The 26,733-nt window shown below is 66.5% G+C and carries 26 protein-coding genes and 1 pseudogene; 11 read left to right on the forward strand and 16 right to left on the reverse strand.

Going from position 1 to position 26,733, the window contains the following annotated elements; all coding sequences use genetic code 11:
* Positions 1-719: 719 nt before the first annotated feature.
* Entirely contained in the window at positions 720-1,430 is a 711-nt protein-coding gene (locus ASF39_RS19245) for a glutaredoxin (RefSeq protein ID WP_055883021.1), read from the reverse strand.
* Between the two features lie 186 nt (positions 1,431-1,616).
* On the opposite strand from ASF39_RS19245, the gene cueR reads away from it, so the two are divergent.
* The gene (gene cueR, locus ASF39_RS19250; RefSeq protein ID WP_055882940.1) at positions 1,617-2,090 is read left to right on the forward strand and encodes a Cu(I)-responsive transcriptional regulator; all 474 of its coding nucleotides are present in this window, start codon (positions 1,617-1,619) and stop codon (positions 2,088-2,090) included.
* A gap of 43 nt (positions 2,091-2,133) precedes the next feature.
* On the opposite strand, the gene ASF39_RS20855 is transcribed toward cueR, so the two are convergent.
* From ASF39_RS20855 to ASF39_RS19320, 14 genes and pseudogenes are all read right to left on the reverse strand, one after another.
* The gene (locus tag ASF39_RS20855) at positions 2,134-2,316 is read right to left on the reverse strand and encodes a hypothetical protein (protein WP_082494690.1); all 183 of its coding nucleotides are present in this window, start codon (positions 2,314-2,316) and stop codon (positions 2,134-2,136) included.
* Positions 2,317-2,414: 98 nt separating this feature from the next.
* Positions 2,415-2,849 (reverse strand): DUF305 domain-containing protein, encoded by a 435-nt coding sequence (locus ASF39_RS19260; RefSeq protein WP_082494691.1) that lies wholly within the window; start codon positions 2,847-2,849, stop codon positions 2,415-2,417.
* A 38-nt stretch (positions 2,850-2,887) separates the two neighbouring features.
* Entirely contained in the window at positions 2,888-3,253 is a 366-nt protein-coding gene (locus tag ASF39_RS19265; protein WP_055883025.1) for a hypothetical protein, read from the reverse strand.
* A 31-nt stretch (positions 3,254-3,284) separates the two neighbouring features.
* Positions 3,285-6,431, reverse strand: coding sequence for an efflux RND transporter permease subunit (locus ASF39_RS19270; protein WP_055882945.1), 3,147 nt, complete (start codon positions 6,429-6,431; stop codon positions 3,285-3,287).
* A gap of 3 nt (positions 6,432-6,434) precedes the next feature.
* On the reverse strand, positions 6,435-8,168 hold the full coding sequence (locus tag ASF39_RS19275) for an HlyD family efflux transporter periplasmic adaptor subunit (protein ID WP_055882947.1): 1,734 nt from the start codon (positions 8,166-8,168) through the stop codon (positions 6,435-6,437).
* A gap of 90 nt (positions 8,169-8,258) precedes the next feature.
* Positions 8,259-8,711 carry a hypothetical protein gene (locus tag ASF39_RS19280; protein ID WP_210168685.1) on the reverse strand — a complete coding sequence of 151 codons (453 nt, stop codon included), beginning with the start codon at positions 8,709-8,711 and terminating at the stop codon, positions 8,259-8,261.
* A gap of 123 nt (positions 8,712-8,834) precedes the next feature.
* Complete coding sequence (locus tag ASF39_RS19285) at positions 8,835-9,050, reverse strand: heavy-metal-associated domain-containing protein (protein WP_055882951.1); 216 nt, start codon at positions 9,048-9,050, stop codon at positions 8,835-8,837.
* A 127-nt stretch (positions 9,051-9,177) separates the two neighbouring features.
* A pseudogene (locus ASF39_RS19290) lies at positions 9,178-10,272 on the reverse strand (acyltransferase family protein).
* A 658-nt stretch (positions 10,273-10,930) separates the two neighbouring features.
* Positions 10,931-12,370, reverse strand: coding sequence for a YncE family protein (locus ASF39_RS19295; protein WP_055882954.1), 1,440 nt, complete (start codon positions 12,368-12,370; stop codon positions 10,931-10,933).
* A complete protein-coding gene (locus ASF39_RS19300) occupies positions 12,367-12,792 on the reverse strand; it encodes a DUF305 domain-containing protein (protein ID WP_055882956.1) in 426 nt (141 codons plus the stop codon). The genes ASF39_RS19295 and ASF39_RS19300 overlap by 4 nt, the downstream gene beginning before the upstream one ends.
* A 122-nt stretch (positions 12,793-12,914) precedes the next feature.
* A complete protein-coding gene (locus ASF39_RS19305; protein ID WP_055882958.1) occupies positions 12,915-13,298 on the reverse strand; it encodes a hypothetical protein in 384 nt (127 codons plus the stop codon).
* Complete coding sequence (locus ASF39_RS19310; protein WP_055882960.1) at positions 13,295-14,644, reverse strand: sulfite oxidase; 1,350 nt, start codon at positions 14,642-14,644, stop codon at positions 13,295-13,297. Before ASF39_RS19310 ends, ASF39_RS19305 begins: the two co-directional genes overlap by 4 nt.
* A gap of 124 nt (positions 14,645-14,768) precedes the next feature.
* A complete protein-coding gene (locus ASF39_RS19315) occupies positions 14,769-15,479 on the reverse strand; it encodes a hypothetical protein (RefSeq protein WP_055882963.1) in 711 nt (236 codons plus the stop codon).
* Positions 15,476-16,024, reverse strand: a complete 549-nt coding sequence (locus ASF39_RS19320) for an RNA polymerase sigma factor (RefSeq protein WP_082494692.1) — start codon at positions 16,022-16,024, stop codon at positions 15,476-15,478. Before ASF39_RS19320 ends, ASF39_RS19315 begins: the two co-directional genes overlap by 4 nt.
* Before the next feature lie 249 nt (positions 16,025-16,273).
* On the opposite strand from ASF39_RS19320, the gene ASF39_RS19325 reads away from it, so the two are divergent.
* From ASF39_RS19325 to ASF39_RS19340, 4 genes are all read left to right on the forward strand, one after another.
* Positions 16,274-17,074 carry a pentapeptide repeat-containing protein gene (locus ASF39_RS19325; protein WP_056286899.1) on the forward strand — a complete coding sequence of 267 codons (801 nt, stop codon included), beginning with the start codon at positions 16,274-16,276 and terminating at the stop codon, positions 17,072-17,074.
* Between the two features lie 208 nt (positions 17,075-17,282).
* Entirely contained in the window at positions 17,283-18,563 is a 1,281-nt protein-coding gene (locus ASF39_RS19330) for an IS66 family transposase (protein WP_055882970.1), read from the forward strand.
* Between the two features lie 262 nt (positions 18,564-18,825).
* Positions 18,826-19,464, forward strand: coding sequence for a 2,3-bisphosphoglycerate-dependent phosphoglycerate mutase (locus ASF39_RS19335; protein WP_055882972.1), 639 nt, complete (start codon positions 18,826-18,828; stop codon positions 19,462-19,464).
* Positions 19,465-19,611: 147 nt separating this feature from the next.
* On the forward strand, positions 19,612-20,709 hold the full coding sequence (locus ASF39_RS19340) for a putative sulfate exporter family transporter (protein ID WP_055882974.1): 1,098 nt from the start codon (positions 19,612-19,614) through the stop codon (positions 20,707-20,709).
* 26 nt (positions 20,710-20,735) lie between these two features.
* On the opposite strand, the gene ASF39_RS19345 is transcribed toward ASF39_RS19340, so the two are convergent.
* Complete coding sequence (locus ASF39_RS19345; protein ID WP_055882976.1) at positions 20,736-21,887, reverse strand: TDT family transporter; 1,152 nt, start codon at positions 21,885-21,887, stop codon at positions 20,736-20,738.
* Positions 21,888-22,101: 214 nt separating this feature from the next.
* Here ASF39_RS19345 and ASF39_RS19350 point away from each other — a divergent pair, with 214 nt between their 5' ends.
* The 6 genes from ASF39_RS19350 (at position 22,102) to ASF39_RS19370 (ending at position 26,733) form a co-directional block, all read left to right on the forward strand.
* Entirely contained in the window at positions 22,102-22,335 is a 234-nt protein-coding gene (locus ASF39_RS19350) for a hypothetical protein (protein ID WP_055882978.1), read from the forward strand.
* A gap of 78 nt (positions 22,336-22,413) precedes the next feature.
* Positions 22,414-22,548: a hypothetical protein gene (locus ASF39_RS22610; RefSeq protein ID WP_274533822.1), complete on the forward strand. Its 135-nt coding sequence runs from the start codon at positions 22,414-22,416 to the stop codon at positions 22,546-22,548.
* A gap of 278 nt (positions 22,549-22,826) precedes the next feature.
* Entirely contained in the window at positions 22,827-24,050 is a 1,224-nt protein-coding gene (locus ASF39_RS19355) for a molybdopterin-dependent oxidoreductase (protein ID WP_056286902.1), read from the forward strand.
* A gap of 11 nt (positions 24,051-24,061) precedes the next feature.
* On the forward strand, positions 24,062-24,400 hold the full coding sequence (locus ASF39_RS19360) for a cytochrome c (protein WP_055882983.1): 339 nt from the start codon (positions 24,062-24,064) through the stop codon (positions 24,398-24,400).
* Between the two features lie 184 nt (positions 24,401-24,584).
* Positions 24,585-25,568 carry a beta-propeller fold lactonase family protein gene (locus ASF39_RS19365; protein ID WP_055882985.1) on the forward strand — a complete coding sequence of 328 codons (984 nt, stop codon included), beginning with the start codon at positions 24,585-24,587 and terminating at the stop codon, positions 25,566-25,568.
* A gap of 79 nt (positions 25,569-25,647) precedes the next feature.
* Positions 25,648-26,733 (forward strand): sulfite oxidase, encoded by a 1,086-nt coding sequence (locus ASF39_RS19370; RefSeq protein WP_055882987.1) that lies wholly within the window; start codon positions 25,648-25,650, stop codon positions 26,731-26,733.

Below are 26,733 nucleotides of genomic sequence, written 5' to 3' on the forward strand. Positions count from 1 at the left end.
TGCCCTGTTCTGCCCAGGATCTTGGTGAACGTTGGAGGGAGGCCGTCTTGCTGGAGGCAAAGCTTTGCCGGGCGACCGGCGAAGCCTAGCTGAGCCGCAGAGCTCGGGTCCGGATCTCGGAGCCACGCCTTCGGTCAACCGTCAGATCGACGTACAACCTGGTAAGAGGGAGGCCGGGGTTGTGCTGTCGGCCTTTACGTACCGCTTCCCGCCGCGAGGCGGACAACGCAAACGGACCCCATCTGCTCGATCTGCGGACGTCGGGGTCGTTTCAGAGGTTTGGGGCGACCCATTCCCTCTGTCCTGTTAACCTTCCGTTCGGCAGGTTCACTTTTTGCCGATGCCCTTCGGCGTTCTACCCGGGGTTCTCCCCGCCGCCTGGATAGCGGTGACGTCCGGGGCTCATAGGGAGCTGACTCTTACCTTTGGCGGGTAAGCTTTGTGTAATACCGTTGCATCAGAGGGAGCGGTTGAGGGCTGATCGCTCGCCCAAAGGTTATGCGCCAAGGTAGTCATGGTAGCCTCTACGTGCCTGATGGCAGAGCTTCAAGTCAGCACGCAGTCGGAAAGTCTTAAAGCTAACTTGTGACCTTCAGCGGCCCTTATGGGAGTCCGCTTATGAGAGATTTGGAGAACCGTCCCGTTCGACCGAGGTGGGTGGATTTAAGCCCGTCTGCTCTCGGGCGGAAACCTAGCAAAGCAGCCGTTTCGCGAAAAGATCAGTGAGACGCCACGAGCATCCACAGCGCCATGGCGACCATCATCACGTTCTCGGTCAACGAGACGAAGCCGAGCGGCACCTTGCTCGATCCGCCGACGCAGGCGCACTTGATGTCCCGCCCGTCGACGTAGACCGCCTTGAACACCGAGACGGCGCCGACCGTGCCGATGAAGAGCGCCACGGGAATGGACAGCCAGTTCAGCGCGCCCGCCACCATCAGGACTCCGGCCAACGCCTCGCAGAAGGGGTAGGCGTAGGCGTACCGGACCCAGCGCTGCGCCAGCAGGTCATAGCCAAGGAACATCGAGGAGAAGCTCTCCACGTCCTGCAGCTTCAGGAGCGCGAGCACGCACATGCTGAAGCCGATGAACCACTCGGCCGCGCGCACCGTCAGGGGCGTTCCGTACACGGCGTAGCTCGCCGCCAGCGCCATCAAGGCGGTCATGGCGAAGAGCGCGATGACCGGCATGTAGGTCACCGCGTTCGCGTCCGCGACGTGCTTGCCAAAATGGCGGCGCAGGTCGTCGTACCCTCCGACGCGCTCGCCTGCGATGAAGGTCTGCGGCGTGGTCCGCACGCCATGCTCGGCCTTGAAGGCGTCAGTTTCCTCGCGCGTGCGCAACCAGCGGTCCTCGACGGAGTAGCCCTGGCGTTCGAGAAGGTCCTTGGCCTTGGTGCCATAGGGGCAGACATGCTGCGGCATGACCATGCGGTAGAGGACAGCCTTACGGCCCGCGGCGGCGATGGCCGGCGTGCCTTGGCCATCATCGCGGGCTTGGGCCGATCCGTGGGCGTGAGCGTATCCAGACATCGTTGAACCTCTCATTCAAATGAGCTTGCGAACCGTTCTGGACCTTCCCATCATGGGAGGGTCAACAGGTGAAAGCGCACGGTCATGAACATCGGTCAGGCGGCCCAGGCCTCCGGGGTCTCGGCCAAGATGATCCGGCATTACGAGGCTATCGGCCTCGTCCCCCAGGCCGACCGGCGGGACAGCGGCTACCGCGATTATGGGACCGCCGACCTGCACCGCTTCAGGTTCATCCGGCACGCGCGCGACCTCGGCTTCTCGCTGGAGCGCATCAAGGTGCTGCTTGGGCTCTGGAGCGACCCCGAGCGGAGCAACGCCGAGGTGAAGGCCATCGCCAAGGCCCACATCCAGGAGCTCGAAGGTCGGGCGCGCCAGCTACAGGAGATGGCGGAGGCCCTGCGCTCCCTCGCGGATGCCTGCGACGGGGACGGTCGACCGGATTGCCCGATCATCGCCAGCCTGGAGACAGGAGAGAACGTCCCGGCCAGCCATGCGGGCGCCGCCCTGGCGGCACCGGAACCTCCGGGACCGCGCAGGAGAGCCCGCGCCGGGCACTGAGACGGGGCTGGATCAGCCCGGTGCCCAGCGCGAGAGGGCAGCCCTACATCTCCATCTTCTTGGCCATCTTATCGCAGCAGCAGCCCTTCTTGTTGCTCTTCATCGACATCGACGACGTCGACTTGGCGCACATCCCCTTACCGCCCTTGCCGCAGCAACCAGCCGCCAGGGCCGGGGTGAGGGAGAGGACGAGGAGCGTGGCGGTGGTGAGTGCAAGGCGCTTCATGGTGTTCTCCTGAGGGGGGCCGGACCGGCCAGGTAGCGGCCGGTCTTTGGCTTCGGGGGCGCGGAATGCGGAGGCGTTCGGCAACAAGCCAGCAAAGGTTACTTCCGGTTCTTCTTCAGCCAGGCCTCCATCTCGGCGATTTCCTTCTCTTGATCGTCAATGATCTTCTGGGCCATCTGCTTCGTGGCCGGGTCCTTGGCGTGCTTCAGGGCCACCTTGGACATCTCGACCGCGCCCTTGTGGTGCGGGATCATGTGGGTCCGGAAATCGACGTCGGGATTGCCTGTGTAGGGCACGTGCATGTCGTGCATCATCGCCATGTCGGCGGCCTTGAAGTCCTTGGTCGAGGCAGGGTCCTTCGGGTCCGGCTTCATGTCGGTGATCATCTTCATCATGTCGGTGTCATGCGACGCCTTAGGGTCGCCCGGCATCTCGTGTCCGCCATGGGAGTGCGTGCCCTGGGCGGCGGCCGATCCGGCGAGCCCGAGCGAAACGAGGGCGGCGAACAAGGTCCTGGTGGCCGTGGAGGTCATGGTGCGTGTCCTTCTTCGAATGGAGGTTTACGGAGGGGTCAGTTGAACTTGCCGTTGGCGGTCGTGCCGTCCGGGCCGGTGAGCTGAACGGCGCCCTTCGGGCTCTCGCCCAGCGCTACGGAAGCCTTGCCGGAGAGGCGGTTGCCCTCGGCGGGTTGGAGCGGGACCCGGGCGGGCTTGCCGCCGACGACCAGGATGGCCGTGCCCTTGAAGCCGGTCGCCGGCACTGGCTTCTGACTACCGTCCGAGACGAAGACGTCGACGGTCTCGCCCTTGGCGACGAGCTCGACGTGGAACTTGCCCGCGTCCGCCACGCGTCCACCGTGCTGGCCGGACACCTCGTGCGCGCAGACCGGCAGGGCGGCCAGCGCGCTCGCGACCAGGGCCATTCTCCAGGAAATTATCGGGTCTCTCCGTTTTCGGGGGTGGGATGGCTCAGAACGACTCGACCGGACGCGGCTTGGCGCCATCCGGACGAGGCGTGTCGGGGGTCTCGCCTTGCGCGGCGCGCAGGTGCTCCAACGGCTTGGCGCCGTATCGAAGGAACAGGACGGGGGTCAGGAACGTGTCGAGCAGCGTGGCGCTGATCAGCCCACCGAAGATCGTCACCGCGACCGGGTGCAGGATCTCCTTGCCGGGGGTGTCGGCATCGATCAGCAGCGGCACCAGCGCGACGCCCGCCGAGAGCGCCGTCGTCAGCACCGGCGTCAGACGCTCCAGGCTGCCGCGCACGACAAGCTCGCGCCCGAAGGGTACGCCCTCGTGAAGCGACAGGTTGAGGTAGTGGCTGATCTTGAGGATGCCGTTGCGCGCGGCGATGCCGGTCAGCGTGATGAAGCCGATCATGGAGGCGACCGACAGCGGTTGCCCCACCAACCAGAGCGCGGCGACGCTGCCGATGAGGGCGAGCGGCACGTTGCCCATGATGATGAGCGCCAGCACGCCCGAGCGGTAGCGGCTGTAGAGGATGGCGAAGACCATCGCGAGGGACAGCAGCGACAGCGCGCCGATGGTGCGGCTTGCCTCCTCCTGGGCCTGGAATGTGCCCTCCAGGCTCGTGAAGAAGCCCGGCGGCAGCTTTGCCTCCGCCACGACCCCGCGGATGGCGTCCACGATGGACGCCATGTCGCTCTCGCCGTTGGTGTTGGCCTGGACCACCAGGCGCCGGCGGGCGTTCTCTCGCAGAATCTGGTTCGGGCCGTCCGTCTCGCGGATGTCGGCGATCTGGCGGGCCGGCACCCAGCCCGAGGGGGTCTCTACCAGGAGGTCGCCCAAGCCCTGCGTGGTGCGCTGCCTCTCGGACAGGCGCACGACCACGTCGAACCGGCGGTAGCCGTCGACGACCGTCGAGACGACGCGCCCGTTCGACAGGCGGCTCAGCTGCTCGACGACCGCCGCCGGCTGGACGCCGTAGAGGGCGGCGCGGGTGTAATCGACGCGGATCTCGAGGTGGGGGATGCGAACCTGCTTCTCGACCTGCAGGTCGGCCAGCCCTGGGATCTTGGCCATCCGGTCCCGAAGATCGTTGGCGATGCGGCGCAGGGCGTCGAGGTTCTCGCCGAAGATCTTGAGGGCGATCTCGGCGCGGACGCCCGAGAGCATGTGGTCGAGGCGGTGCGAGATCGGCTGACCGACGTTGGTGGTAACGGGCAGGACGGCGAGGCGAGCCCGGATGTCGGCGACCAGCGCCTCCTTGGGACGTCCCCCATCCTTCAGGTTGATCTCAAGGTCGGAGGAGTGGACGCCCTCGGCATGCTCGTCGAGCTCGGCCCGGCCGGTACGTCGACCGACGGCCGAGACCTCGGAGATCTGCAGGAGCAGGCGTTCCGCGATCAGGCCGACCCGGTTGCTCTCGGAAAGCGAGATTCCCGGGTTGAAGGTCATGTTGACCGTGAAGGAGCCCTCATTGAACGGGGGCAGGAAGGCTCGCGGAAGCTGCCAGACGGTGACACCGGCGGCGATGACCGCCACGGCGACACTGCCCATCAACAGGCGCTGATGGCGGAAGGCGACGGCGAGCAGGGCCGCGTTGCCGCGCTTGAGCCCCCGGATGAACCAGCTTTCGCGATGGTCGAGGCTCTTCAGGCCCGGCAGCAGGTAGTAGGCCATCACCGGCGTCAGGGTGACCGAGACCAGGAGGCTCGCCAGAATCGAGATGATGTAGGCTTGCCCGAGCGGCGCGAAGAGCCTCCCCTCGATGCCGGACAGCGCGAACAGCGGCACGAACACCAGCACGATGATCAGCGTCGCGTAGACGATGCCGGAGCGGACCTCGTTCGACGCGGCGACGACCACATCGAAGACCGAGTGCGGGGACCCGGCCGCCCGGTTCTCCCGAAGGCGACGGAAGATGTTCTCGACGTCGACCACGGCGTCGTCGACGAGCTCGCCGATGGCGATGGCCAGCCCGCCCAGCGTCATCGTGTTGATGGATAGGCCGAGGAAGTGGAAGACCACGGCCGTGGTCAGGATCGAGACCGGGATCGCGGTCAGCGAGATCGCCGTCGTGCGGACGTTCAGCAGGAACGCGAACAGCACGATGGCCACGACGACGATGGCTTCCACCAAGACCGTCTGGACGTTCCGGATCGACGATTCGATGAAGTTCGCCTGGCGGAACAGGATCTGGTCGGCCTTGATGCCGCCGGGCAGGGTGACGGTGACCTCCTTCAGCGCCCGCTCGATCTCCCGGGTGAGTTTGACCGTGTCGACGTCGGGCTGCTTCTCGACCGAGACGATGACCGCCGGCTTGCCCATGTAGCCGCTGTCGCCTCGCTTCACCTTTGCGGCGAACGACACCTCCGCGACCTGGCGCAGATGGACCGGCGCCGCGCCCGCGGTGGCGACGACGACGCTGCGCAGGTCGTCGAGGCTCATGGTCCGGCCGATGTTCCGGATCAGGTACTCGCGGGAATACTGGTCGGTGAAGCCGCCGCCGGCGTTGGTGCCGAACTGCGCGAGTGCCCCTTCCAACTGGGCGTTCGTGACCCCGAGCGCCCGCATCGCGGCCGGGTTCGGGCTGACCCGGAACTGGCGGACCTCGCCGCCCATCGGGATGACCTGCGCGACGCCCGGGATGGTGAGCAACCGGGGTCGCAGTATGAAGTCCGCCGCCTCGCGCACCTCCATCGGCGAGGCCTTGTCGCTGGTCATCGCCACCAGCAGGATCTGCCCCATGATCGAGGAGACCGGCCCCATCTGCGGGGTCGTGTTGGGCGGGAGCTGCTCCCGGACCAGGGACAGGCGTTCGCCGACCTGCTGCCGGTTGCGGTAGATGTCCGTGCCCCAGTCGAACTCGACGTAGACGATGGACAGGCCGACACCCGAGACCGAGCGCACGCGCGAGACGCCCGGCAGGCCGTTCATGCGGGTCTCGATGGGATAGGTGACGAGCTGCTCCACCTCGGGCGGGGCCAGCCCCTCGGCCTCGGTCATGATGGTGACCGTCGGCTTGTTCAGGTCCGGGAAGACGTCGACCGGCAGCTTCGTGACCGTGAAGGCGCCGTAGAGGATCAGCACGGCCGCGATGGCGAGCACAAGCAGGCGATTGCGCAGGGACTGCGTGACGAGGAAGGTGAACATGGCTCAGCGCACCTGATCGAGGAGTTCGGCGCCGAGCGTGACGATGCGCTTACCCGGCCCGACGCCCTCGGCGACCAGCACCCGGGTCCCGTCGAGCGGCTCGATGCGGACGGGCCGGGCCTCGAAGCGCTCCGCCGTCGTGTGCTCGTAGACGATGTCCTGCCCGTTGCCGGAGCGCACGACGCTGGCGCGCGGCAGGGCCAGTCCCGTCAGCTCGCTGTCGGTGGCCGCAAGCACGGTCACGAACTGCCCGACCCGCAGGCCGGACGTATCGCCCTGGACCGCGAACTGGACGGGGATGGCCTGATTGCGGTCGGCGAAGCCCGAGCCCTGATAGGTGAGGTTGAGGCTGCGGCCGTCCGCGAGGCTGGCGGTGGCGTCCTGGGCGGCCGTGAGGGCGTCGAAGCTCAGCGCCTCGACCCACAGGCGGGCCGGATCGATGATCTGAAAGATCATGGCGCCGGGGCTCGCCATCTGCCCCGATACCGCGGAGGCCTGAGCCACGATGCCGTCGACCGGCGCGATCAGGGCTTCCGGTTGGAGTCGAACCTTGTCCAGGGCCGCCCTGCGGTCGCGCAGGCCGGTCAGCTCCGACTGCGCGTCGTCAAGTTGGGTCTGGGCCACCGCCCCCGTGACCGAGAGCTTCCTGAAGCGGTCGACCCGACGCTCGACGATGCCGATCTGCTGGTCGAGTTCACCCTGGCGCTGGCGCATGTCGGAGACGTCGACGGCCTGCACCGGCTGGGTGACGTACGCGAGCACGTCTCCCTTCTTCACCGTCGTGCCGAGCCGTGGGAATAGGCCCGAGGGGGGCGGCGAGACGCGGCCGCCGACCGACGACTGCACGACGCCGCTGGCGTTCGGATCGGGAATGACGCGACCCGGCAGCTCGACCGTGCGCCGGAAGGTGGCCGCTTCCGTCATGGTGGTGCGCAAGACGAGCAGGCGCTGGGTCGGCTTCGGGACGAAGACCGAACCATCGGGAAGCCGCTGCGCGAGATCGGTCGCGGCCTGGGAGGGTGCGATCAGGGCGGAGCCCTGGACGGGCGCGCCATGGTCCTCGTCGCCATGGGCGAAGGCTGCCGTGCCCAGGGTCAGGGCGATGGCGATGGCGGTGAGGGCGACGGCCGGCACGGTGCGTCGGCCGCGCGCCGCCACGGAGACGAGGATCCCCAACAGGAAGGCCCCGGCCGCCGTCGCCACCAGGATGGGATCCTTCGCAACGAGGCGGTCCTTGAGGCCGGTGACGGCAGCGGAGGCGGTGGTCAGCGCAGTCTGGGTCGACGTTGCTTGTGACGGAGCGGCGCCTGGCGTGGGACCCTTCGCATCGGGCACGTTCACCGGGACGGTGAGAACGTCCACCACGTCCGCTGCCGTCACCGTCACGAGCAGATCGTAGGTCCCGGCCTTCGCCATCCAGGGCGCGGGCAGCACGTAGGCGTCCTCCGCCGTCACGGAGGCGGTGCGTGCACCCTCCGGCGTCTCGACCTCGATGACCGCGCCGCGCACCGGCTCGTTCGTCCGAAAACGGTCGAGATGGAACGTCAGCCTCCCGTCGCGCGGGACCGCGGTCAGTTCGAAGGCGTCGGAGAGCGCCTCGCCGCGTGGGGCGATGGACTTCGACACAGGCGGGGGCGGCGCACCGTGGTCGTGACCCTCATGGGCGCGAGCGGGACCTGCCAGAGAGACGGCAGCCAGCAGCATCGCCACGAGGGCGGCCGCAAATCGGGTTGACATGGAAGGGGCATCCTCACGTTCGAACACCGGACGCACATCCGCGGTTAGCGGACGGAATCCGACCGTTGCGCGCCTAGGGCGCGCCGTTCGTTACGCGAGGGTTCGAGGGGGCTCGGGCAGGGCTCCGGGACCCGCGCCGAGGCGACCGTTCATGTCGCCAGGGCTGACCGAGGACTGCCGGAAAGGGATGATTGGCAGCTCGGCTGGCCCGGACAAGATCCCCGGTGAGCAGCAGGCCTTCTTCCCGCAACACGGAACGCCGGCGTCGCCCGGGCAGCTTCCCATGCCGTCTTGTGCCGTTCGCAGCGAGGCAACCCGCTCGGTCGTCAAACCCTGGAGATCGGCGACCCACTGCGTCGGTTCATGAAGGGTGGATGGCATGGACGCGAACGTCTTGCCGTCCGCTGCCTTTACGACGGCCGGCGGAGCGACCTGCTTTTGTTCCACCACGGCATGGTGAGGACCGTGATGGGCATGGCCCTCATGGGCCTGAACGGCAGTCGGCGCGGCGTAGACGACGATCATCACGATCATCGCCGCCATCAGGCGCCAGAGTTGCCGGTCGGGTCTCATGAGGTTCGCTTACACCGGATCAGGGATGAGAGAAACGGCCGTTCCGTCATCGTGAATGATCGAGCGACAATATGGTTTCCCCTTCGGAACCGATCAGACCGCACGGGATACGGTTTCCGCACCGAAGCCGGCAGCGCGGATGGCATCCGCGAAGCGTTCAGCCGCGATGGCCACGCCCGGCGTGACCGACACCGAACCGGACTTCAAGTCGAACTCCACGCGAGCCGCTGGATCAATCCCCTGGACGGCGCGCGTGACCGCGTTGGCGCAGCCTCCACAATGCATCTTGGTGACGTTGATCGGGATCATGACGGCTCTCCGTTTCGAGTGGCGTCACAGGCATGTGGGGCTTCCCACCGTGGGAAGGTCAAGGGACGCCGTAGGAAACGTTTGAGCTTCGCTCCGAGCCGGTTCCTGCGAGCCCAAGCCCTTGGCGCTACGCGGCCCGCAGGACCGAGCCCGATGAAGTCGGGCTATGGCGCACGATGTGGAAGGTGCGAGGACGCCTGAACAGGAAAGCGAAAGGTGTGGGGCGGATCAGGCGTTCCAGGACAAGGGGCGTTGTCGCCGCCACGACCGTCACCATGAGGCTGACCCAGCCGACATCCGGGAGGATGCCGGTCTTCACCAGAACCGCGCGGGTGGCAGCCATCGGCAAGAAGAAGGCCAGGTAGATCACCATCGAACGCTCGCCGAATAGCCGCAGCGCATCGGTGAGAGGACCGCCGATACGCGTGAGCAGGCTGGCCGTCGCGACGACCGCAAGGGCACCCGCTCCGCCCAGCGCCAGCCTCAGGACAGGCAATGCCGCGAGCGTCGGGAATGAAGCGGAACCTGATGGCATCAAGGCAAGGGCGCCGTCGATGGCAGCCCAAAGCGCCAGGCCGGCGAGCGCAGGGACGGGATGACGCTGGGCGATATGGGCGAATGCGAGGATCTGGCCCGCGAAGAGGAAGCCGATCACGAACCAGACATAGCGGTCGCAGAACTCCTCAACGAGGAGGGACGAGGTCGCCACCGGCACGATCTGGATGAGGGCGGCCACCAGAAGAAGGAGAGCCCTCGGCACTTCACGCAGCAGCTTCGTGACCACCGAGAACACCGCCAGCAGGTAGATGAACCAGAGCGTCGAATAGGGCTCGACCAACGCCGAGGCGAGGTGGGTAAGGAACGCCCCGGGTCCTGAGCCGTCGACAACCTAGCCGTATTTCGCGGCCGATTGGATGACGACCCAAAGCGAATAGAAGTACGCGAAGTGCACGACGCGGAGGTCGGCGTAGCGTCGCCAGTCCCGGTCGATCACCCGACCGAGGAAAAGCCCGGAAAGAAGGAAGAAAGCCGGGATGCGGAAGGGCGTGGCGAAGGCCACGACCGCATGCAGGAAGCCCTCTCCCCCCATGGCCGCGCCGGTGCCGAGCGTCGAGTGCATCATGACGACGAGCAGGATGCAGATGCCCTTGGCGACGTCGACCCAGGCGAGGTGCGCCGAGGCCTCGGCATCGAGGAGCCGTGTCGTGACGGTCGCCGCCATGATCCCCCTTTCACATTGACGTGGGGCGAAACTGTAGCTGGTCGTCCTTAATGCCGCCCTGGCCCCTGCTGCGCCATTCCGAACATGCCGAACGACCGGTAAAGGCGATGCACGAAGCCTGAACCGGAACGGCTTTCGCCGAACCCGTCGGCTTCGCGAATACCCTCCATCGCGCGGGGAATGGGCCATCAGCTAGGAGGCCTGCGCCGAGGCGCGCCCGGATTTCATGGTAGGTCAGTTTCCCTGGGGGAGCAGCTGTTTTGGGGCCGTTTCACGTGGCCTGATTCGGTCTTTTCAGGCCTCATTGCGGGATTTTCGCGTCCCATTTTCACGCCACCTTGGAAGCCTTTAGTGTCCGAACTCATCAACTTGGGAAGTTCGTACGACAGCTTTCAACCCCTGTCGGACCTTCAGAGCGTCCGCTTCTAGGCAGCCTGATAGAACAGACGCGGATGAGCGTGTTGCAGGGAAAGCAGATGCTACTCAGCTTTTGCAAGCTACGGCCGTTCCAATGAATTCTGAGACGTTCAGCATACCTTTCTTATGCTCCGATGGCGCCCGCGTCGAAGTAGTCTATCGGCGAGGCGTGGAGCGTTCCACAAGGGCAAGCCCTGTTGAGACGTAGGCCTCGACTGCGGCTGATAAAGCCGCTCGTCCATTATGGAGCTTTCTGCAGCTGAACTGGCGAGCCGGTCTCGCCCGGCCTACCTTCGACGATCACGAGGTAACGCCGTGCCGCCTCTGGCGCGCCTTGCGTCACTTGCCTGATCGGGCCGATCGCGTTGACGACCGCCGCACCAGCGGGGTTCGTCATGAAAGCTGCGAGAGGCTCGATGGCACCGGAGCCTTTCGGATCGGTCGACAGCGCCAATACGAACGGCTTCTTCGGAGGCAGTCCCGTCACGGCAGCCTGAAGCGTCTGGAGCACGCCCTGGTCGAACAGCGTGACTTGCGTCTCTGGTTTGCCATCAGCCCCGCTGAGCGTGAGCGAGTTCGACTTGCCCGCTTCTCCTAGCGGCTGCAAGTTCTGCATACCTTCGCCAACCGGCACCGCATTCGGGACGTAGACGACGCCCTGCGGCCCTTGTCCGATAGGAATGGTGGCAATCACTGTGTTCGAGGCAGTGTCGATCACGGCCGCCTGATCGGCGTTCTCCAGACCGACATAGATGCGCGAGCCATCACCTGAGGGCCAGAGGCCATGCGGTAACGCGCCGGTCGGGATCGTGGCTACAGGCGAGAAATCATCGGTGCGGAACACCTTCACTTGGTTGAGCCCGCCGATAGTGACGTAGGCGAACTGGCCGGCTTTGGTGCGCGCGAAGTTGACGTGGTTGGTAAGCGGCCCGGTCTCGATGGTTCTGATCAACGCGAAGGGCGGCTTGGCATCAAAAACCATCGTGCGGCCAACGTCCTTCAGGGTCAGCCAGACTTGGGCGCCATCCGGCGTCGCGGCTATGTCGGGACAGAACGGGCTCTCCTGCTTGACCCGCCCGGCGATCGTGCGGGACTTCACGTCAATGACGACAGTCTCGGGGCTGAAACTGGAGCAGACGTAACCGTAACGCCCGTCAGGCGAGAAGATCGTCATGCCAGGACCGTTCGGCACTGTGATCCGCGCCGTCTCCTTGCCAGTGGCTGCGTCGAGGACCGCGATGTAATCCTCGCCGCGGATGCTGACCCAAACCTCTCGACCGTCAGGCGTGAAGAAGGCCTCGTGGGGCGAGCGGCCGACATAGGTCGTCTGCCGTACCGCGTTGGTCGCCGTGTCGATGAAGCTGACTGAGTTCGAGCCGATTGAGACAGCAAGCAAGGTCTTGGAATCGGGCGAGACGCCCATGCCGTGGACCAGCAGCTGGCCGCGATAAAGTGGACTGAGGTTCGCTGGCGTGATGTCTCCCAGGCGGATAACGCCGAGCAGCGTGTTGGTGGCTGGGTTCACGACCGAGACGGTGTTGGAGAACTGGTCCGAGCTGTAGAACCGGTCGCGGGCGCTGACTGGGATGTCTGGCGATGCGGCTGGCCCTGGGGCCTGGCCGGCAAGCGCTGGCCCAGACAGGAGCAGGACGAGGGTGACGAGCGGGAAGACGGCCTTCATCGGATGGTTCCTTGCGCCGGCATCGGCGCGGCGCCGTGATGATGGGGGTGAGGGACAGGTGCCGACGGCAGGGTGCCGGCGGCCGGGACTCGATCCGCCAGCGCGCGGCGCATGACCTCGATCTCCTGGCCCTGCTCGACAATAATCCCTTGTGCGAGGCGTAGCAGGACAGGATCGCGTCCGTGGATGAGCTGCGCCTTCGCCATGTCGATCGCACCCTGGTGGTGGGGGATCATCATCGCGGCGAAATCGCGGTCTGGATCGCCCGAGGGCGGGACCGCCATGTCGGCGTGCATCCGCTCCATGGACCGCGCCATTAGAGCGTCAAAGCCACTATCGGGCGGCTGCGCGGTGTGACGGTGGGCCGGTTCCGCTTGGCTGAGTGCGGCTCCGTATCCGAGAGCGATGCCGCCAAGCGACATTCCAGCCACTATCAAGGGCACTGCCAGACGAGTCATATGGTTTCTCGTTTCTTGTGATGCTGCCCACGACGACGCGAGCGACCCGCTGCCAACGGAACGCAATTCGCACGAACCGAGGGTCGTTATTGCGGGGCGAACGGGTTCTGGAACCCGCCCGTGCGCGACGGCGCCTTGGGCGGATGGGCGGTTGCCAGATAGTCCAGGATCAAGGCCCGTTCGGTGCCCTGGATGTCAGGCATGTTCTGACGCTCGGTCATCCAAGTCAGGGTCTCGTCCCAGCGCTCCCGGCTCATGCCCTGGTTCGAGACCAGCCGGTAGGCGTGGCAGGCCGTGCAGAGCCCGAAGGTTTCCTCGCGGCCCGGATGCGCAGGCAGGTCCTCCACCACCTGATCCCTGAGGGGGACGGTCGGTTCCTGCGCCCGGCTCCCTATTGTCAGAGCAAAGGTGGTTCCGATCAGGACGGCGCCAAAGCCGGAGATGAGACGCACGATGCCGAGGCGCCTCATCCGACGAGCACCGCGACGCGGTGCAGGGCATTGCCCCCGTACCCTTGCGGGTTCCAGTTCGCTGCTACGTGGGGCTGCGCCCTTCCCGCGCTGTCGGTCGCACGCACCCAAAGCTCGTAATAGCCATCAGACGGAAGCGGCACACTCACGCTCCACCGGCTCCAATCGTAGCGGTTGCGGGTCGGCGCGAGTTGGGTCGGGATCCAGGTCGCGCCAAAGTCGGTCGACACGTCGACGCGTGAAACGGTGAGGTCCCCGGCCCAGGCCGCACCGCGCATGGTGATCTCACGGCTGCCGGAGGGCAGCCGGGCGCCGTTGGCGGGGGCGGTCACGATCGATCGCACCGGCATCGATTCGAGGATGCGAAAATCCTTCTCGTCGGCCTTGCCGCCCGGCACCATGGGCTTGTTCGGCACCCGGTAGGCCGTGCCGGTCATGCCCTGTCCATCGTGCTCGCGGTCGCGGATCGTGATCCGCTTCAGCCACTTGTGCGAGAGCGAGGCCGGCCAGCCCGGCACTACGAGTCGCAAGGGGCCGCCGTGGATGTTGGACAACGGCTCACCGTTCATGGCGAAAACGACGAGCCCGTGCTGCTCCATCGCCTTGGCGATCGGCATGCCGCGCGACAACGACTCCTTGGTGGCATCGCCCGAAAGGTGCGGGTCCGCCCCGTAATGGGCGGTGTATTTCGCCGTGTCCTTCAGGCCCGCGGCTTTCAGCAGGTCAGCAAGGGGGACGCCGGTCCACTCGGCGCAGCCGGCGCCGCCGTTGGTCCAGGGGTTGCCACGCGCCTGCGGCTGGAAGAACGAGCGGCCGTTGCCGCCGCATTCGAGCACCATGCGGTAGGTCTTGGGCGTAAAGCGGCTCTTCAGCTCGCCGAGCGAGAGATCGAGCCGCTGGTTCACCTCACCGTCGACGGTGAAGCGCCAGCCCTCGGCATCGGCCGCCGCTTCCGGGATCTGGCCGTTGGTGCGGATGAAGAACTTCGGTGTCGGCGTTGTTTCGTCGTCGAGCAAGTGCTCAGGCGTCTCGGCGACCAGCGGGCGGTCGCCGAGCACAACAAGGCCTTTGTCCTTGCCGGGGAAATCCAGAGGCTGCGGACCCTTCGCAGCAGGGGCGGGTGCGGCGCCTTGCGCGTGCGCCGCAGGAACGAGTCCAGCCGGCAGGTTGCCCGCGAATGGGATGGCGGCGCCGACCGTAGCGCTCATGGCGGCGAGCCCCGCTCCGTTCAGGAAGCCGCGGCGGCTCGCGCCGGTGCGGCGGCCATGCACTAGCGCGTCCGCCCGCTCGGGATCGTCCCGGTACAGTTCGTCGAGCGAGCGTTCGATACGGCCTTGCGTGCTCATGGCTGGCGTTCCTCTCCGACAGGACTCCGGCGTGATCGGCCCGGCGGCCGTCGTGCTCTGGTGGCGTCGAATGTTCAGACAGGTCGGGACCGCCGTTTTATTCCCTGCCGCGCGAAACAAAGGTTCAGCCGAGACAAGGACGGCCCATCAGCGGGTCCGACGCACTGGCGACCATCACCGATCCGGGGCTGCGACTGCCAGCCTCGGCAAGCGCTACCGTCGCGGCGAACCGCTCTGTGTCCAGCTGCTCGCCGGTGAGCCGGTAGGCGAAGTCCCCGACCGTCCATCGCGCGACCTGGGACGTTGCCGGCACGGCGTCCTCCGGCGCGCCGCGTTCGGTAATCGTAAGGCGGACGCGGCAGCCGCGTTCGCCGATGTAGAAGGCGTCGGCCCGGGTCGGTCGAGTGTCGGAGGCGAAGCTTACGCGCTCCAGTCTGAGGTTAGCGGCATCCAGGTTCGGGATCTGCAGCTCCGCCGTGTGTAGGCCCGATTGGGTCTGTGCAATCGACTGAAGTCGGGAGCCGCCGTCCTTCGGAGCCTCGCGGGTCGAGAGCGCAAGCACGAGAGACGCGCCGAGTACCGCGACCAGAGCGAGCGCCACAAACGTTCGAACTTCGCGTCCCGACCGGCGGGGAGACGGGAGGTCGTTAGTACGCAGTGTCGCCGTCGTTCGGGCCTTGAGGGCGGCTAACGTCGCGAAGGCGCGTGCCGCTTCATTGTCCTCTGCGATCCAGGCCGCGACCGCGGCGAGGCGCTCGGGCGCAAGTTCCCCGTCAATGAGGGCGCTGAGTTCCTCTCGATCCCGCTCGCTGCCTTTCTCGTCGCTCTCGATCATCGGGCGGCCTCGTCTTGCTCGATGGTGCGCAGCAAGGCGGTCCGCGCTCGGGCGACGCGACTCATCACGGTCCCCGTCGGAACGCCGAGCCGACGGCCTGCCTCGGAGTAGCTGAGTTCCTCAACGTCGACGAGCAGAAGGACGCGGCGATGGTCAGGGGAGATCCGCATCAAGCTCTGGCGCACCGATAAGTCTGTCACGAGACGGTGGTCAATGAGCCAGGGATCAACCCCCTCCACCTCGACCGGTACAAGCGTCGCAGCGCGGCGCCGATGCGCGTCGACGGCAGCGTTGCGCGCGATCCTGTACAGCCATACCCGGTAAGCCTGGCTATTCGTCGGGACGTGCCTTGCCGTCAACGCCCGCACCGCTGCATCCTGAGCCACGTCGCCGGCCTCGTCTGCATCGCGCATGAAGCGGCGTACGAAAGAGCGAAGTGCAGGCATAAGCGCTGGCAGAAGGTCGTGTGCACCAACAGCGATCGAACCAGCCGTAGCACCTTGAGCAGGGGCGGTAGGCTCGTTCGTGTCCCGCCTGTTCGCCATTGCGTCCCGATAATCCCTTCAGGCGAGCAGCCTAACAAACCGCAGGCATATAAGGAACACTGTCTGCACGATGTGGCTCAGTCGGAGGGAGAACCGCCTACGCATGCTTGGTTTTCTCGACCGAATGATTTTGGAAACCTAAAATACCGACATGCTTCACACACTTTCAGCTATCATGGCGGAAGCAAGAAATAGGCTGGCGACGACCCGATCTTTGACAGGCTCAGCCAGCTATTCGGGAGTGAACTGATAAGCATCCTTCCTGTGGCACTGCTGGCATGGAGCGTTGCGGCGGCAACAGCCTCTGCCGAGCAGGACCTGCTGTTGGGGGCCAACATTAACACGCCCGCGATGACCCAGGCCGAAATGACCCGGGCTGACATCGAGGCTCTGATCGCAAAATCCGCCGGCAAACCTATCGACCTCTCCGACAAGGCCCTCGCCGGCCTCGACTTGTCTGGCCTTAACCTCAAGGGCGCAAACCTACGGACAGCGCGCCTCATCAAGGCGAACCTGCGTGGAGCGGACCTCAGCGGAACGAACCTCGAACAGGCGTGGTTCATCAAGGCCGACCTCTCGGGGGCCAAGCTCGTCGGCGCAAAAATGTTCGGCATCACTGCCCGCGAGGCGAACCTCAGTGGGGCGGATCTCAGCCGGTCCATGCCCATCGGCGATTTCAGGGGCGCCAATATGAGCGGCGCTTCGCTGGTCGACCTCAAGGGCGGCGCTGACATCAAGAACCAATCGATGGGCCTGATGCGGGCGGTGTTCGTCTCCGTGAACCTGTCGGGCGCTAATTTGAAGGGCGCCAACCTCGGGCGCTCGCGCTTGGAATACGCCAACCTTACAAACGCCGACCTGACCGACGTGGTGCTGATGGGCTCGGACCTCTCCGGCGCGAACCTGACGGGCGCGACCGTGACCGGTGCTGACTTCAAGAACGTCGAGGTCAGCGGTGCGCGGCTTCAGTCCCTTAAGGGCCAGGACAGCGCCAAGGGCTGGTCCGCCCTGGTCAACGCCGACCGCGCCATCACCGACAAGACCAATTGATCAAGTTCCAGCACTCTCACTATGCAGGCCGTAGGTGAAAATCAGTCTTTAAGAAACATTGGCGGTGTAGCCGAACTGGCAAAAGTCTCATTCGTCCGGTTCCATAACGCCCAGCTGGCGAATATCCGCCTTTAAGGACTGTGCGAACGGGGTTCTAGTAATTACCCACCCCCTTGCGCAGGTTGGATTTCGCTGATTTCTTCGTGGGATGGGCCGAAGCGATCTTGAACGGCTGAGCCGTGAGGAGCTGATCGAGCTGGTGCTGCGGATGCAGCGCCCGGAGAAGACCTCACGCACGTCTTCGAAGCCGCCCGCGACGGATCGCAAGGAGCGGCGCGAGCAGGCCAAACCCGGCGGGGCGAAGCCTGGCCACGAGGGCCACAGCCGCGTGATGAGCGAGGATCCCGATGGCGTCGTCGCGCATCGCCCTGATCGCTGCGCGTGCTGCGGCGGCGGACTGCACGGGGACCTTCCCGCCGAGGTCGTCAGCGTGTCCGAGCGGATCGAGCTGCCGGAAGTCGCACCGGTCGTCACCCAGCATCAACGGCTGGCGGTGCAGTGCCCGACCTGCGGGGCGCGCGTGATCGCACCGGTTCCGGCGGCGGCGCGCGGCACGCCCTTCGGCCCGCGACTGCATGCGGTGGCGACGTATCTCAAGACCTTCCAGGCGCTTTCCTACGAGCGGTTGCAGGCGGCGCTCTCCGACCTGTTCGGGCTCACGCTCAGCCAGGGTGGGCTGATGAACCTGCTCCAGCGCGCGCAGAAGTGCTTCCGCTCCGGTCGCGACGAGGCCGTCTCGACCCTGCGCCAAGCCACGGTGGTCGCCTCGGACGAGACCGGCGTGCGCATCGAGGGCAGCAACGCCTTTCACTGGGTGTTCCATTCGACCCAAGCCGTGGTGCACACGACCTCGCCAACGCGGGGGGGCGTCGTGGTGCGGGAGATGATGGACGGGCATCGGCCGGCGGTGTGGATCTCGGACCGCTACACGGCTCAGCAGGGCCATGCCGCCGCGCACCAGACCTGCCTTGCCCATCTCGCCCGCGACGTCGCCTACGCCGTCGAGACCAGCGATGATCCCGTACCCTGGCGACTGCAGCTCTGGTTGCGATCCGTATTCACCCTGGCCGAGCACGTCACCGACTTCGCGATCTCGACCCTGACGGCCAAGCGTCGGACCTTGGATCGGCAACTCGGCGCCATCCTGGGCACACGAAGTAGCTGCGACCTGACCCGCGACCTGCAAGCCAAGATCGGCCGGGCTCGCCATCAGCTGCTCGTCTTCCTCGCCCATCCCGGCGCGGTCGAGCCGACAAACAATGGCAGCGAGCGGCTGCTGCGCCCGTCCGTGATCCAGCGGAAGATGACCAACGGCTACCGCGCGATGTGGGCGGCCGAGGGTGAGGCCGATATCCGCACCGTCGTCGATACCGCGCGCCTCACCGGCGCCAGCCCGTTCGGCACCATCCTCAAGACCGTCGGCGCCTGAACCCTATCATCGCGGGGGTGGGTAATTACGGGTTCTACGGCGAGGAAGGATCGTGTCCTGACCCTCCGCTTTACGACTGGGTTGGGTGGGAAGCAGCTTGGCTGCTTTCAGTCGCAAGACGTTCTTAAGCGGACCTAGGATGACCCGCCGTCTCCGGATGGACGGTCCAACCCATCGCATGGTCGAAGTTCGTTAAAGCCGGATGCCGACTTCATCAGAGGCGATGCGACCGGCGCGAAAGTGCTCTGCTTCGGGAGACAGCGTGATTCACGATTGCAAAGCCCCGGTCACGCGACATCTCGTGCTGGTCCGGCATGGCCAGAGCGTAGCCAACCGATCCGGCCTGTTCACGGGATTGCTGGATTCGCCCTTGACCGAGCAGGGCCGGATGGAAGCCGAGGCAGCCGGGCGGCGTTTGGCCGAGCGCAGCTGGCGCTTTTCCGCAGCCTTCACCTCGACGCTGACGCGGGCCGTCGTGAGCGGCCGGCTCATCCTCGATGCGCTCGGGCAACCCGGATTGGTCCCCCAACGCTTCGCCGCGCTCGACGAGCGAGACTACGGCGACCTCAGCGGGCTCGACAAGATCGCCGCCGATGCGCGCTGGGGGGCGGAGCGGATCGAGACCTGGCGCCGCTCCTACGCCGAGGCGCCGCCGAACGGTGAGAGCCTGCGCGATACCGTCGCCCGCATCGTCCCATGCTACCTCCGAACCATCCTGCCGGCGGTTATGGGCGGAGACGTGCTCGTCGTCGCCCACGGCAATTGCCTGCGGGCGCTTGTCATGGCGCTTGAAGACCTGAGCCCCGCGGAGGTCGAGCACCTCGAACTCGCGACGGGTTCCGTCAGGATCTATGAGCTTGCTGCGGACACGACGATCAAGGCCCGCTGGATCGACGGGTGAATCCGCCTGTCGGCCCCCCACAATGGGTCTCGGCAAACTCTGAAGGGGTCCTCATTTCATCTATTCCGTTGATGGGAAGCATCTAATCATTCCGTTGGATTGAATGAAAGGGACATGGGATTTTCCGGCATCACATCGGAGCCATCCATGTCCGCGCCCAGACTTTTCTCCCACTCTCGTTCGACGCGTGCCTTGGCCGGCACGAGAGCTATCCTTCCGGGACTGGGCCTCTGCGTGGCGGTCACCGCCGCAGCGATCGGCTTCGAGGCCGTCGAGACGCAACTGTTCGGTCGTGCCTGGCTTGAAGCCTTGGTGCTGGCGATCCTGCTCGGGAGCGCGATCCGCACCGCCTGGACCCCGTCGCAGCGTTTCTTTCCCGGCATCGCCTTCGGGGCCAAGACCGTGCTGGAGATCGCGGTCGTACTACTCGGCGCGTCGCTCAGCCTCGCGACGATCCTCGCCGCCGGACCGGGTCTACTTTTCGGCATCGCGGGCGTCGTCGTGGTCGCGATCCTGTCGAGCTATGGCATCGGCCGGGCACTCGGGCTGCATCCGCGCATGGCAATCCTCGTCGCATGCGGAAACTCGATCTGCGGCAACTCGGCGATCGCGGCCACGGCACCGGTGATCGGCGCCGACGGCGAGGACGTCGCCGCCTCCATCGCCTTCACCGCGGTGCTGGGCGTGCTGGTGGTGCTCGGCCTGCCGCTGCTGGTGCCGCTGCTCGGTCTGTCGCCGATGCAGTACGGCGTGCTCGCCGGCCTCACCGTCTACGCTGTTCCGCAGGTCCTCGCCGCCACCGCGCCGGTCGCGGCGCTCAGCGTCCAGGTCGGAACCCTGGTGAAGCTCGTCCGGGTGCTGATGCTAGGCCCGGTCGTCCTGATGCTCTCGCTCGGTGCGAGCCGGCTGCGCGAGGAAACCGACGAGGCCGCCCCCGGCGTCACCGCCGGCGACCGCCCGGCCCGCGGCAGCCTCGCGATTCACCGCCTGGTGCCGTGGTTCATCCTCGCCTTTCTTGCGCTCGCGGGCCTTCGCTCGGCCGGGCTGGTTCCGCAGGTCGCGCTCGCGCCGATGTCGGAGACCGCCAATCTGCTCACCGTGGTCTCGATGGCGGCGCTCGGCCTCGGGGTCGATGTGCGCAGCGTCGCCAAGGCCGGGGCGCGGGTGACCCTGGCGGTGGTCGCCTCGCTCGTCGCACTCGGCGCCGTCAGCCTCGGTCTAATCCGCGTGCTGGGCCTCGCTTGAACCGATCGGATGCGCCCGAGGCCCGGTCAGGCCCCGGCGAGGCAGGGCGAGACGAAGAGCTCCCCGCGATAGGCCCCGCGCAACGTGCGCACGGACACGATCAGCCAGAGTAGGGTCAGCAGGCCGACGAGGCCCGCTCCGAGCCAGGCGAACCCGCTGAGTGCCGTCACTTCGCCGATCCGCAGGGTTGCCAGGGCATAGACGCCGAGCGGGAAGATGTAGCCCCACCAGCCGAGGTTGAACGGAACGCCGGCGCGCAGGTAGCGCACGGTGACGGCGAGCGAGAGCAGGAACCACCAGGCCCCATAGCCCCAGAGAATCAGTGCGCCGATGAGGCCCACGATCCTGAGGATGTCCGGAGCTCCGGCAAAACCGTCCGCCGCGAGGATCGGGCCACCGGCCTGCCCCAGCACGAGCAGGCCGAGCGCCCCGGTTCCGAGCGGACCGAGGGAGAGCCAGCTCGATGCGGCCATCTCCCGCGGTGGCAAGTTGTGCAGCGCCATGCGCAGCACCAGGATCGCCAGGATGCTCAGCGCCAGCGGGACCGAGACGCCCCAGAGCACAAAGCTCGTGACGATGACGGCGAGTTGTTGGCTCTCGCCATTCAAGGCTGGAGCGAGCAGGCCACCGGAGACGGCGACGACCTCGGCTGTCACCACTGGCAGCAGCCAGACGGCCGTCATCTGGTCGATGCGGTGCTCCTGGCGGGTGAACATCAGGTAGGGGATCGCGACAGCACAGATCAGAGCGAGCGCCACGTCGAACCACCACAGAGGCAGGGCGATGCGGACGGTCTCGGCGCCGAGATACGGTGGACCGAATATCAGTAGCCCGTTCAGCAGCGTCGCAAGTGCCATCGGGATCGCCCCGAAGAACATCGACACCGTCGAGTGTCCGAAGATCCGTCGGGCGCCATCGAAGTAGAAGATCCAACGCGCGCCGTAGACTAGGCAGAAGGTGGCGAAGAGCACGACGGAGGCGAGCCAGAGCCCGAGCGGGACAGGGGCCAGCAGGGCATGCGTCGCCGGCAGACGGTCGAGGGCCAAGGCGACCACGCCAGTGCCCATCACCACGGTGAACCAGTTCGGCGTGAATTGCCGGATCACGTCCCGCGGATGCTGGAGGCGAGAGAGCGGCTTCAGGCCTGTGCTGATCGCCAGCAGACTGGATTCCGACACGGGGCGCTCTCGGGCTTCGGAGGGTCAACGCACTGGCTCTAGCACGACCCCGCATCGCGCGCCGCCTCGATAGATAGCAGCTCGCAAGCGGCGCTTAATCATCAAAACAATCGATTATAACTAGCTAATCAAACTATTGGAACGAATGATTATCGGCCGCTACCTTCTTGTGATCACGAACCGACGTGACGACCCCACCAGAAGGATATCGACCATGACACGTACGATCGCCGCCGTCGCCCTCGCCGCCTCCGCCCTCGTCGGCATGACGGTCCTCTCGCAGGCCCAGGGCCTCCGCGCTCCGCAGGCCCACTCCATCATCAGCCCATCCGCACCGATCTACGGCGATGCCGATGGCGCCAACGCCAAGAACCCGGCGCTCCCGGCCTACGCCCGTGGCCGCGGCCAGGAGACCGGCGGCCCGGCGCGGGAACTGATCGGACGCTGACAGCGCCCCCTTGGCCGCCGGGCATCCGTCCGGCGGCGCGTGAAGCCTTCGACCACCCGAATGGCAGGGAGATCCATCATGACCCGACCCACCTTCGAGACCACCGACGAGGCCCGGCAGGGCGAGACCAGCGGTCACATGCGCTGGGTCCTGTTCTGGACGGTCGCCCTGACCGTCGCCGCCGTCGGCACCGTCTGGCTGACAATCATCTGACCCGCCCGCCCGCCATTGATCGGAGATCGGAAATCTTCGGATGATCGCAATCGGAGATCGTTGAAATCTCAAACGATCATCGGATGGAATAATCGTCTCGCCGTAGCATCTCCTTCACGGGGAAGACGCCTCTTTGCCGGGATGACATGGATCGACGACCCGAGTTTCCGGCGGCGAGACCGAACCGTCCCGACCGACGCCAATGCCGTCCGCCGACGGCGACACCGAGATCTAGCGACCGGCCGACGCGGCCCAACAAACGATTCCAGGGAGACATCATGCGCCATCTGCACGAACCGTTGAACCGCCGCCTCGTCCTGGGTGGCCTAGGGGTTGGCAGCCTCGCCGCCGCGATGCCGGCCTGGGCCGCGGGCTCGGTGAAGCTTCCGCTGCCTGGCGGCCCGGACGAGCGGGCGCTGACCACCGCCTTTCCGGGCAAGGCCGAGATGATCCTTCAACGCACCCATCCGCCGCTGCTGGAGACGCCGTTCTCGGTGTTCGACGAGGGCGTGTTCACGCCCAACGACCGCTTCTACGTGCGCTGGCACTGGGCCTCGATCCCGACCGAAGTCGACGCCGGCACCTTCCGGCTTAAGGTCCACGGCCACGTCGACAAGGAACTCTCGCTCTCGCTCGACGCCATCGCCGGCCTGCCGCGCTTCGAGATCGCCGCGGTGAACCAGTGCTCGGGCAATTCGCGCGGGCTGTTCGAGCCGCGGGTGCCCGGCGCGCAATGGGCCAACGGCTCGATGGGCAACGCCCGCTGGACCGGCGTGCGCCTCAGGGACGTGCTCGAAAAGGCCGGGGTGAAGGCCGGTGCCGTGCAGGTCCGCTTCAACGGCCTCGACGAGCCGGTGGTCGACGACGCGCCCGACTTCAAGAAGTCGCTCGATCTCGACCACGCCAACAATGGTGAGGTGATGATCGCCTACGCGATGAACGGCGAGCAATTGCCGCTGCTTAATGGTTTCCCGCTCCGGCTCGTAGTGCCGGGCTGGTACTCGACCTACTGGGTCAAGATGCTGTCCGACATCGAGGTGCTGGACAAACCCGACGACGGGTATTGGATGAAGACCGCCTACCGCATTCCTGACGTGCCGGGCGCTAACATCAAGCCCGGCCAGACCGGCTTCAAGACGGTGCCGATCAACAGGATGGTGCCGCGCTCGTTCGTCACCAACCTGCAGGACGGCGCCAAGGTGGCGGCCGGAACGCCGGTGGCGTTGCGCGGCATCGCCTTCGGCGGCGATTGCGGGGTGAAGGCGGTGGACTTCTCAGGCGACGGCGGCGCGACGTGGTTCCCGGCGCAGCTAGGCGCGGACGAGGGTCCCTACAGCTTCCGCCGCTTCGACGGCAGCTTGCCGGCATTGGCTGTCGGCAGCCACACGGTCAGGGTCCGCTGCACCAACACCAACGGCGTCGCGCAGCCCCTGGACCGGGTCTGGAACGGGGCCGGCTTCATGCAGAACGGCATCGAGACCGTGTCCTTCCAGGCCGCTTGAGGAGAACAGCCATGAACCCGATCCATCCGGCGGCCCTGATCGCCGCGCTCGCCCTGTCTCCTCTGGTGGCGCTCGCCGCCCCAGCTCCCGAGCCGATGCGCTTCACCTCGCAATCGATCGAATTTCCGACCTCCGACCGGATTTTCCCCGACGGGCCGGGGGCGGAGGCCGTCAACAACAACTGCCTCGCCTGCCACTCGGCCGGGATGGTGCTGACCCAGCCCAAGCTCACGAAGGCGCAGTGGACCGAGACCGTGAACAAGATGGTTCACGTCTACAAGGCACCGGTCGATCCGGCCGACGTGCAGACCATCGTCGACTACCTCACGGCGTTGAAGCCGACGCCCTGAACCCCCGAATCCCGAGGCCGCCGCGTTTTTTTCGCCGGCCTCGGGGAATAGACCGCGCCCTCCGGCATCTCCCCAGGGCGATGCACGGCCAAACCGGTCTCGCATCACGCAATCCGATTTCGAACCAGCCCTCACGGCAGGCCCCGGCCGCCGAACGAGCGCGCATGCCAGAGAGACACGCTTCATGACCCACGTCCGCACCAGCCTCCGCACCCTCCTCGCCGGAGCCGCCTTGCTCCTCGCCCAGGCCCAGCCCGGGTTCGCCGCCGGCTTCGACGGCGCGATCAAGAACAACGCCCTGGCGCTGAACGCCGCTGGGACCGTGGCCGCTGTGTCGAACAGCGAGGAGAGCGCCGTCATCGTCTACGACGTCGCGAAGGGCACGGTGCTGCGCCGCCTCGACGGCTTCGTCACGCCGCGCAACATCGTGTTCGCGCCGGACGGCGCCCGCTTCTACGTCTCCGACAGCGGCACGGGCCGGATCACGGTCTATGAGACCGCCACCGGCAAGGAAGCCGGCGTTCTCGCCGCCGGCCCCGGCGCGTTCGGCACGGTGCTCTCGGCCGATGGGGCCAAGCTCTACGTCAACAACGAGGCCGCGAGCACGCTGACCGTGTTCGACACCAGGACCATGCTCGCCGAGGCCGTGATCCCCGGCTTCTCGCAGCCGCGCCAGGGCGTGAAGCTGTCGCCTGACGGCAAGACCGTGTTCGTGACGAACTTCCTCGGCGACAAGATCACGTTGGTCGATACCGCCACCAACAAGATCACCGGCGAGATCGCCGGGTTCGACAAGCTGCGCGCCATCTCGATCACCAAGGACGGTAAGACGCTGTTTGCCGCCAACAGCGGCCGCAACACCATCGGCGTGATCGATGTCGCCGCCCGTAAGGTCACCTCCGAGGTGGCAGTGGGCAAGGACCCCTACGGCGCCGCGCTGACCCCGGACGGGCACTTCGTCTATTCGGGCAACCTCAAGGACAACTCGCTCTCGGTGATCGACACCGGCACCCTCAAGGTCGTCGCCACGGTGACCGGCCTGAACGAGCCGCGCCAGGCGATCGCGTTCTCGGCCGACAACGCCCACGCCTACGTCCTCAACCGCGACCTCAGCGTCGCCGTGGTGGACCGGGCGAAGAACGCGGTCATCTCGACGATGAAGCCCTGAGGCGACGCGCGCCGGGGGCCTTGTCGGTTCCCGGCGCGTTCTCGTCGTCGACACCTCACGAACGCAGGACAAAGACCCCATGCTCGGCCTGTTCCAGCGCAAGGACCGCCTCATCGTCCACGGCAAGGCGCCCTACAACGCCGAGCCGCCGCTCGATCGCCTGCGCGCGGCCTTCCTCACCGATCAGGCCGACTTCTACGTTCGCAGCCACGGTGATATCCCGGACCTCGACGCCGACAGCTACCGCCTGACCGTCGACGGGATGGTCGTGACGCCGCTCGAACTGTCCGTCGCCGATCTGAAGGCACGCTTCGCGCACGTCACCGTCACGGCGGTGATGCAATGCGCCGGCAACCGCCGGGCCGACATGTTGGCGGTGGCGCCGGTCTCCGGTGACCCGTGGGCGGCCGGCGCCATCGGCAACGCGGAATGGACCGGCGTGCGCCTCGCCGACGTGCTGCGCGCGGCCGGCCTCGACGCGGGGGGCGCACGTCACGTCGCCTTCGAGAGCCACGACCGGATCGCGGACACGGACACGCGCTTCGGCGCCTCGATCCCGCTCGCCAAGGCGCTGGCCCCCGAGACGCTGCTCGCCTTCGCGATGAACGGCGAGCCTCTCGCCCCCGAGCACGGCCATCCGTTGCGAGTGGTGGTGCCGGGCTTTGCCGGCATCCGCAGCCCGAAATGGCTCGCCCGCATCACGGTGCAGGATCACCCCTCCGACAACCCGATGCAGGCCGACGACTACAAGCTGTTTCCGCCCGACGTGACCGCCGAGACCGCGGACCCCGTCCACGGCATCACCATCGAGGCGATGCCGCTCAACAGCGCGATCTGCGAGCCCGCCCGCGGCGCAGCGTTGAAGGCCGGCCGGCAAGCGATCCGCGGCTACGCCATCGCCAGCGACCGCGCGGTCGCCCGCGTCGATGTCTCGACGGATGGCGGTCGCAGCTGGGCGCAGGCCCGGATCGAGCGCGATGCCGACGCGCCCTACGCCTGGACGTTCTGGGAGATCGAGCGCGAGCTGACGACCGGCGAGCACGAACTCGCGGTGCGGGCCTGGGATTCCGCCGGCCAGACCCAGCCGGCCGCGCCCGACGACACCTGGAACTACAAGGGCTACCTCAGCGCCGCCTGGCACCGGGTACGGGTCACGGTGGCCTGA

It is taken from the genome of Methylobacterium sp. Leaf108, from assembly GCF_001423265.1.
Classification (GTDB): Bacteria; Pseudomonadota; Alphaproteobacteria; order Rhizobiales; family Beijerinckiaceae; genus Methylobacterium.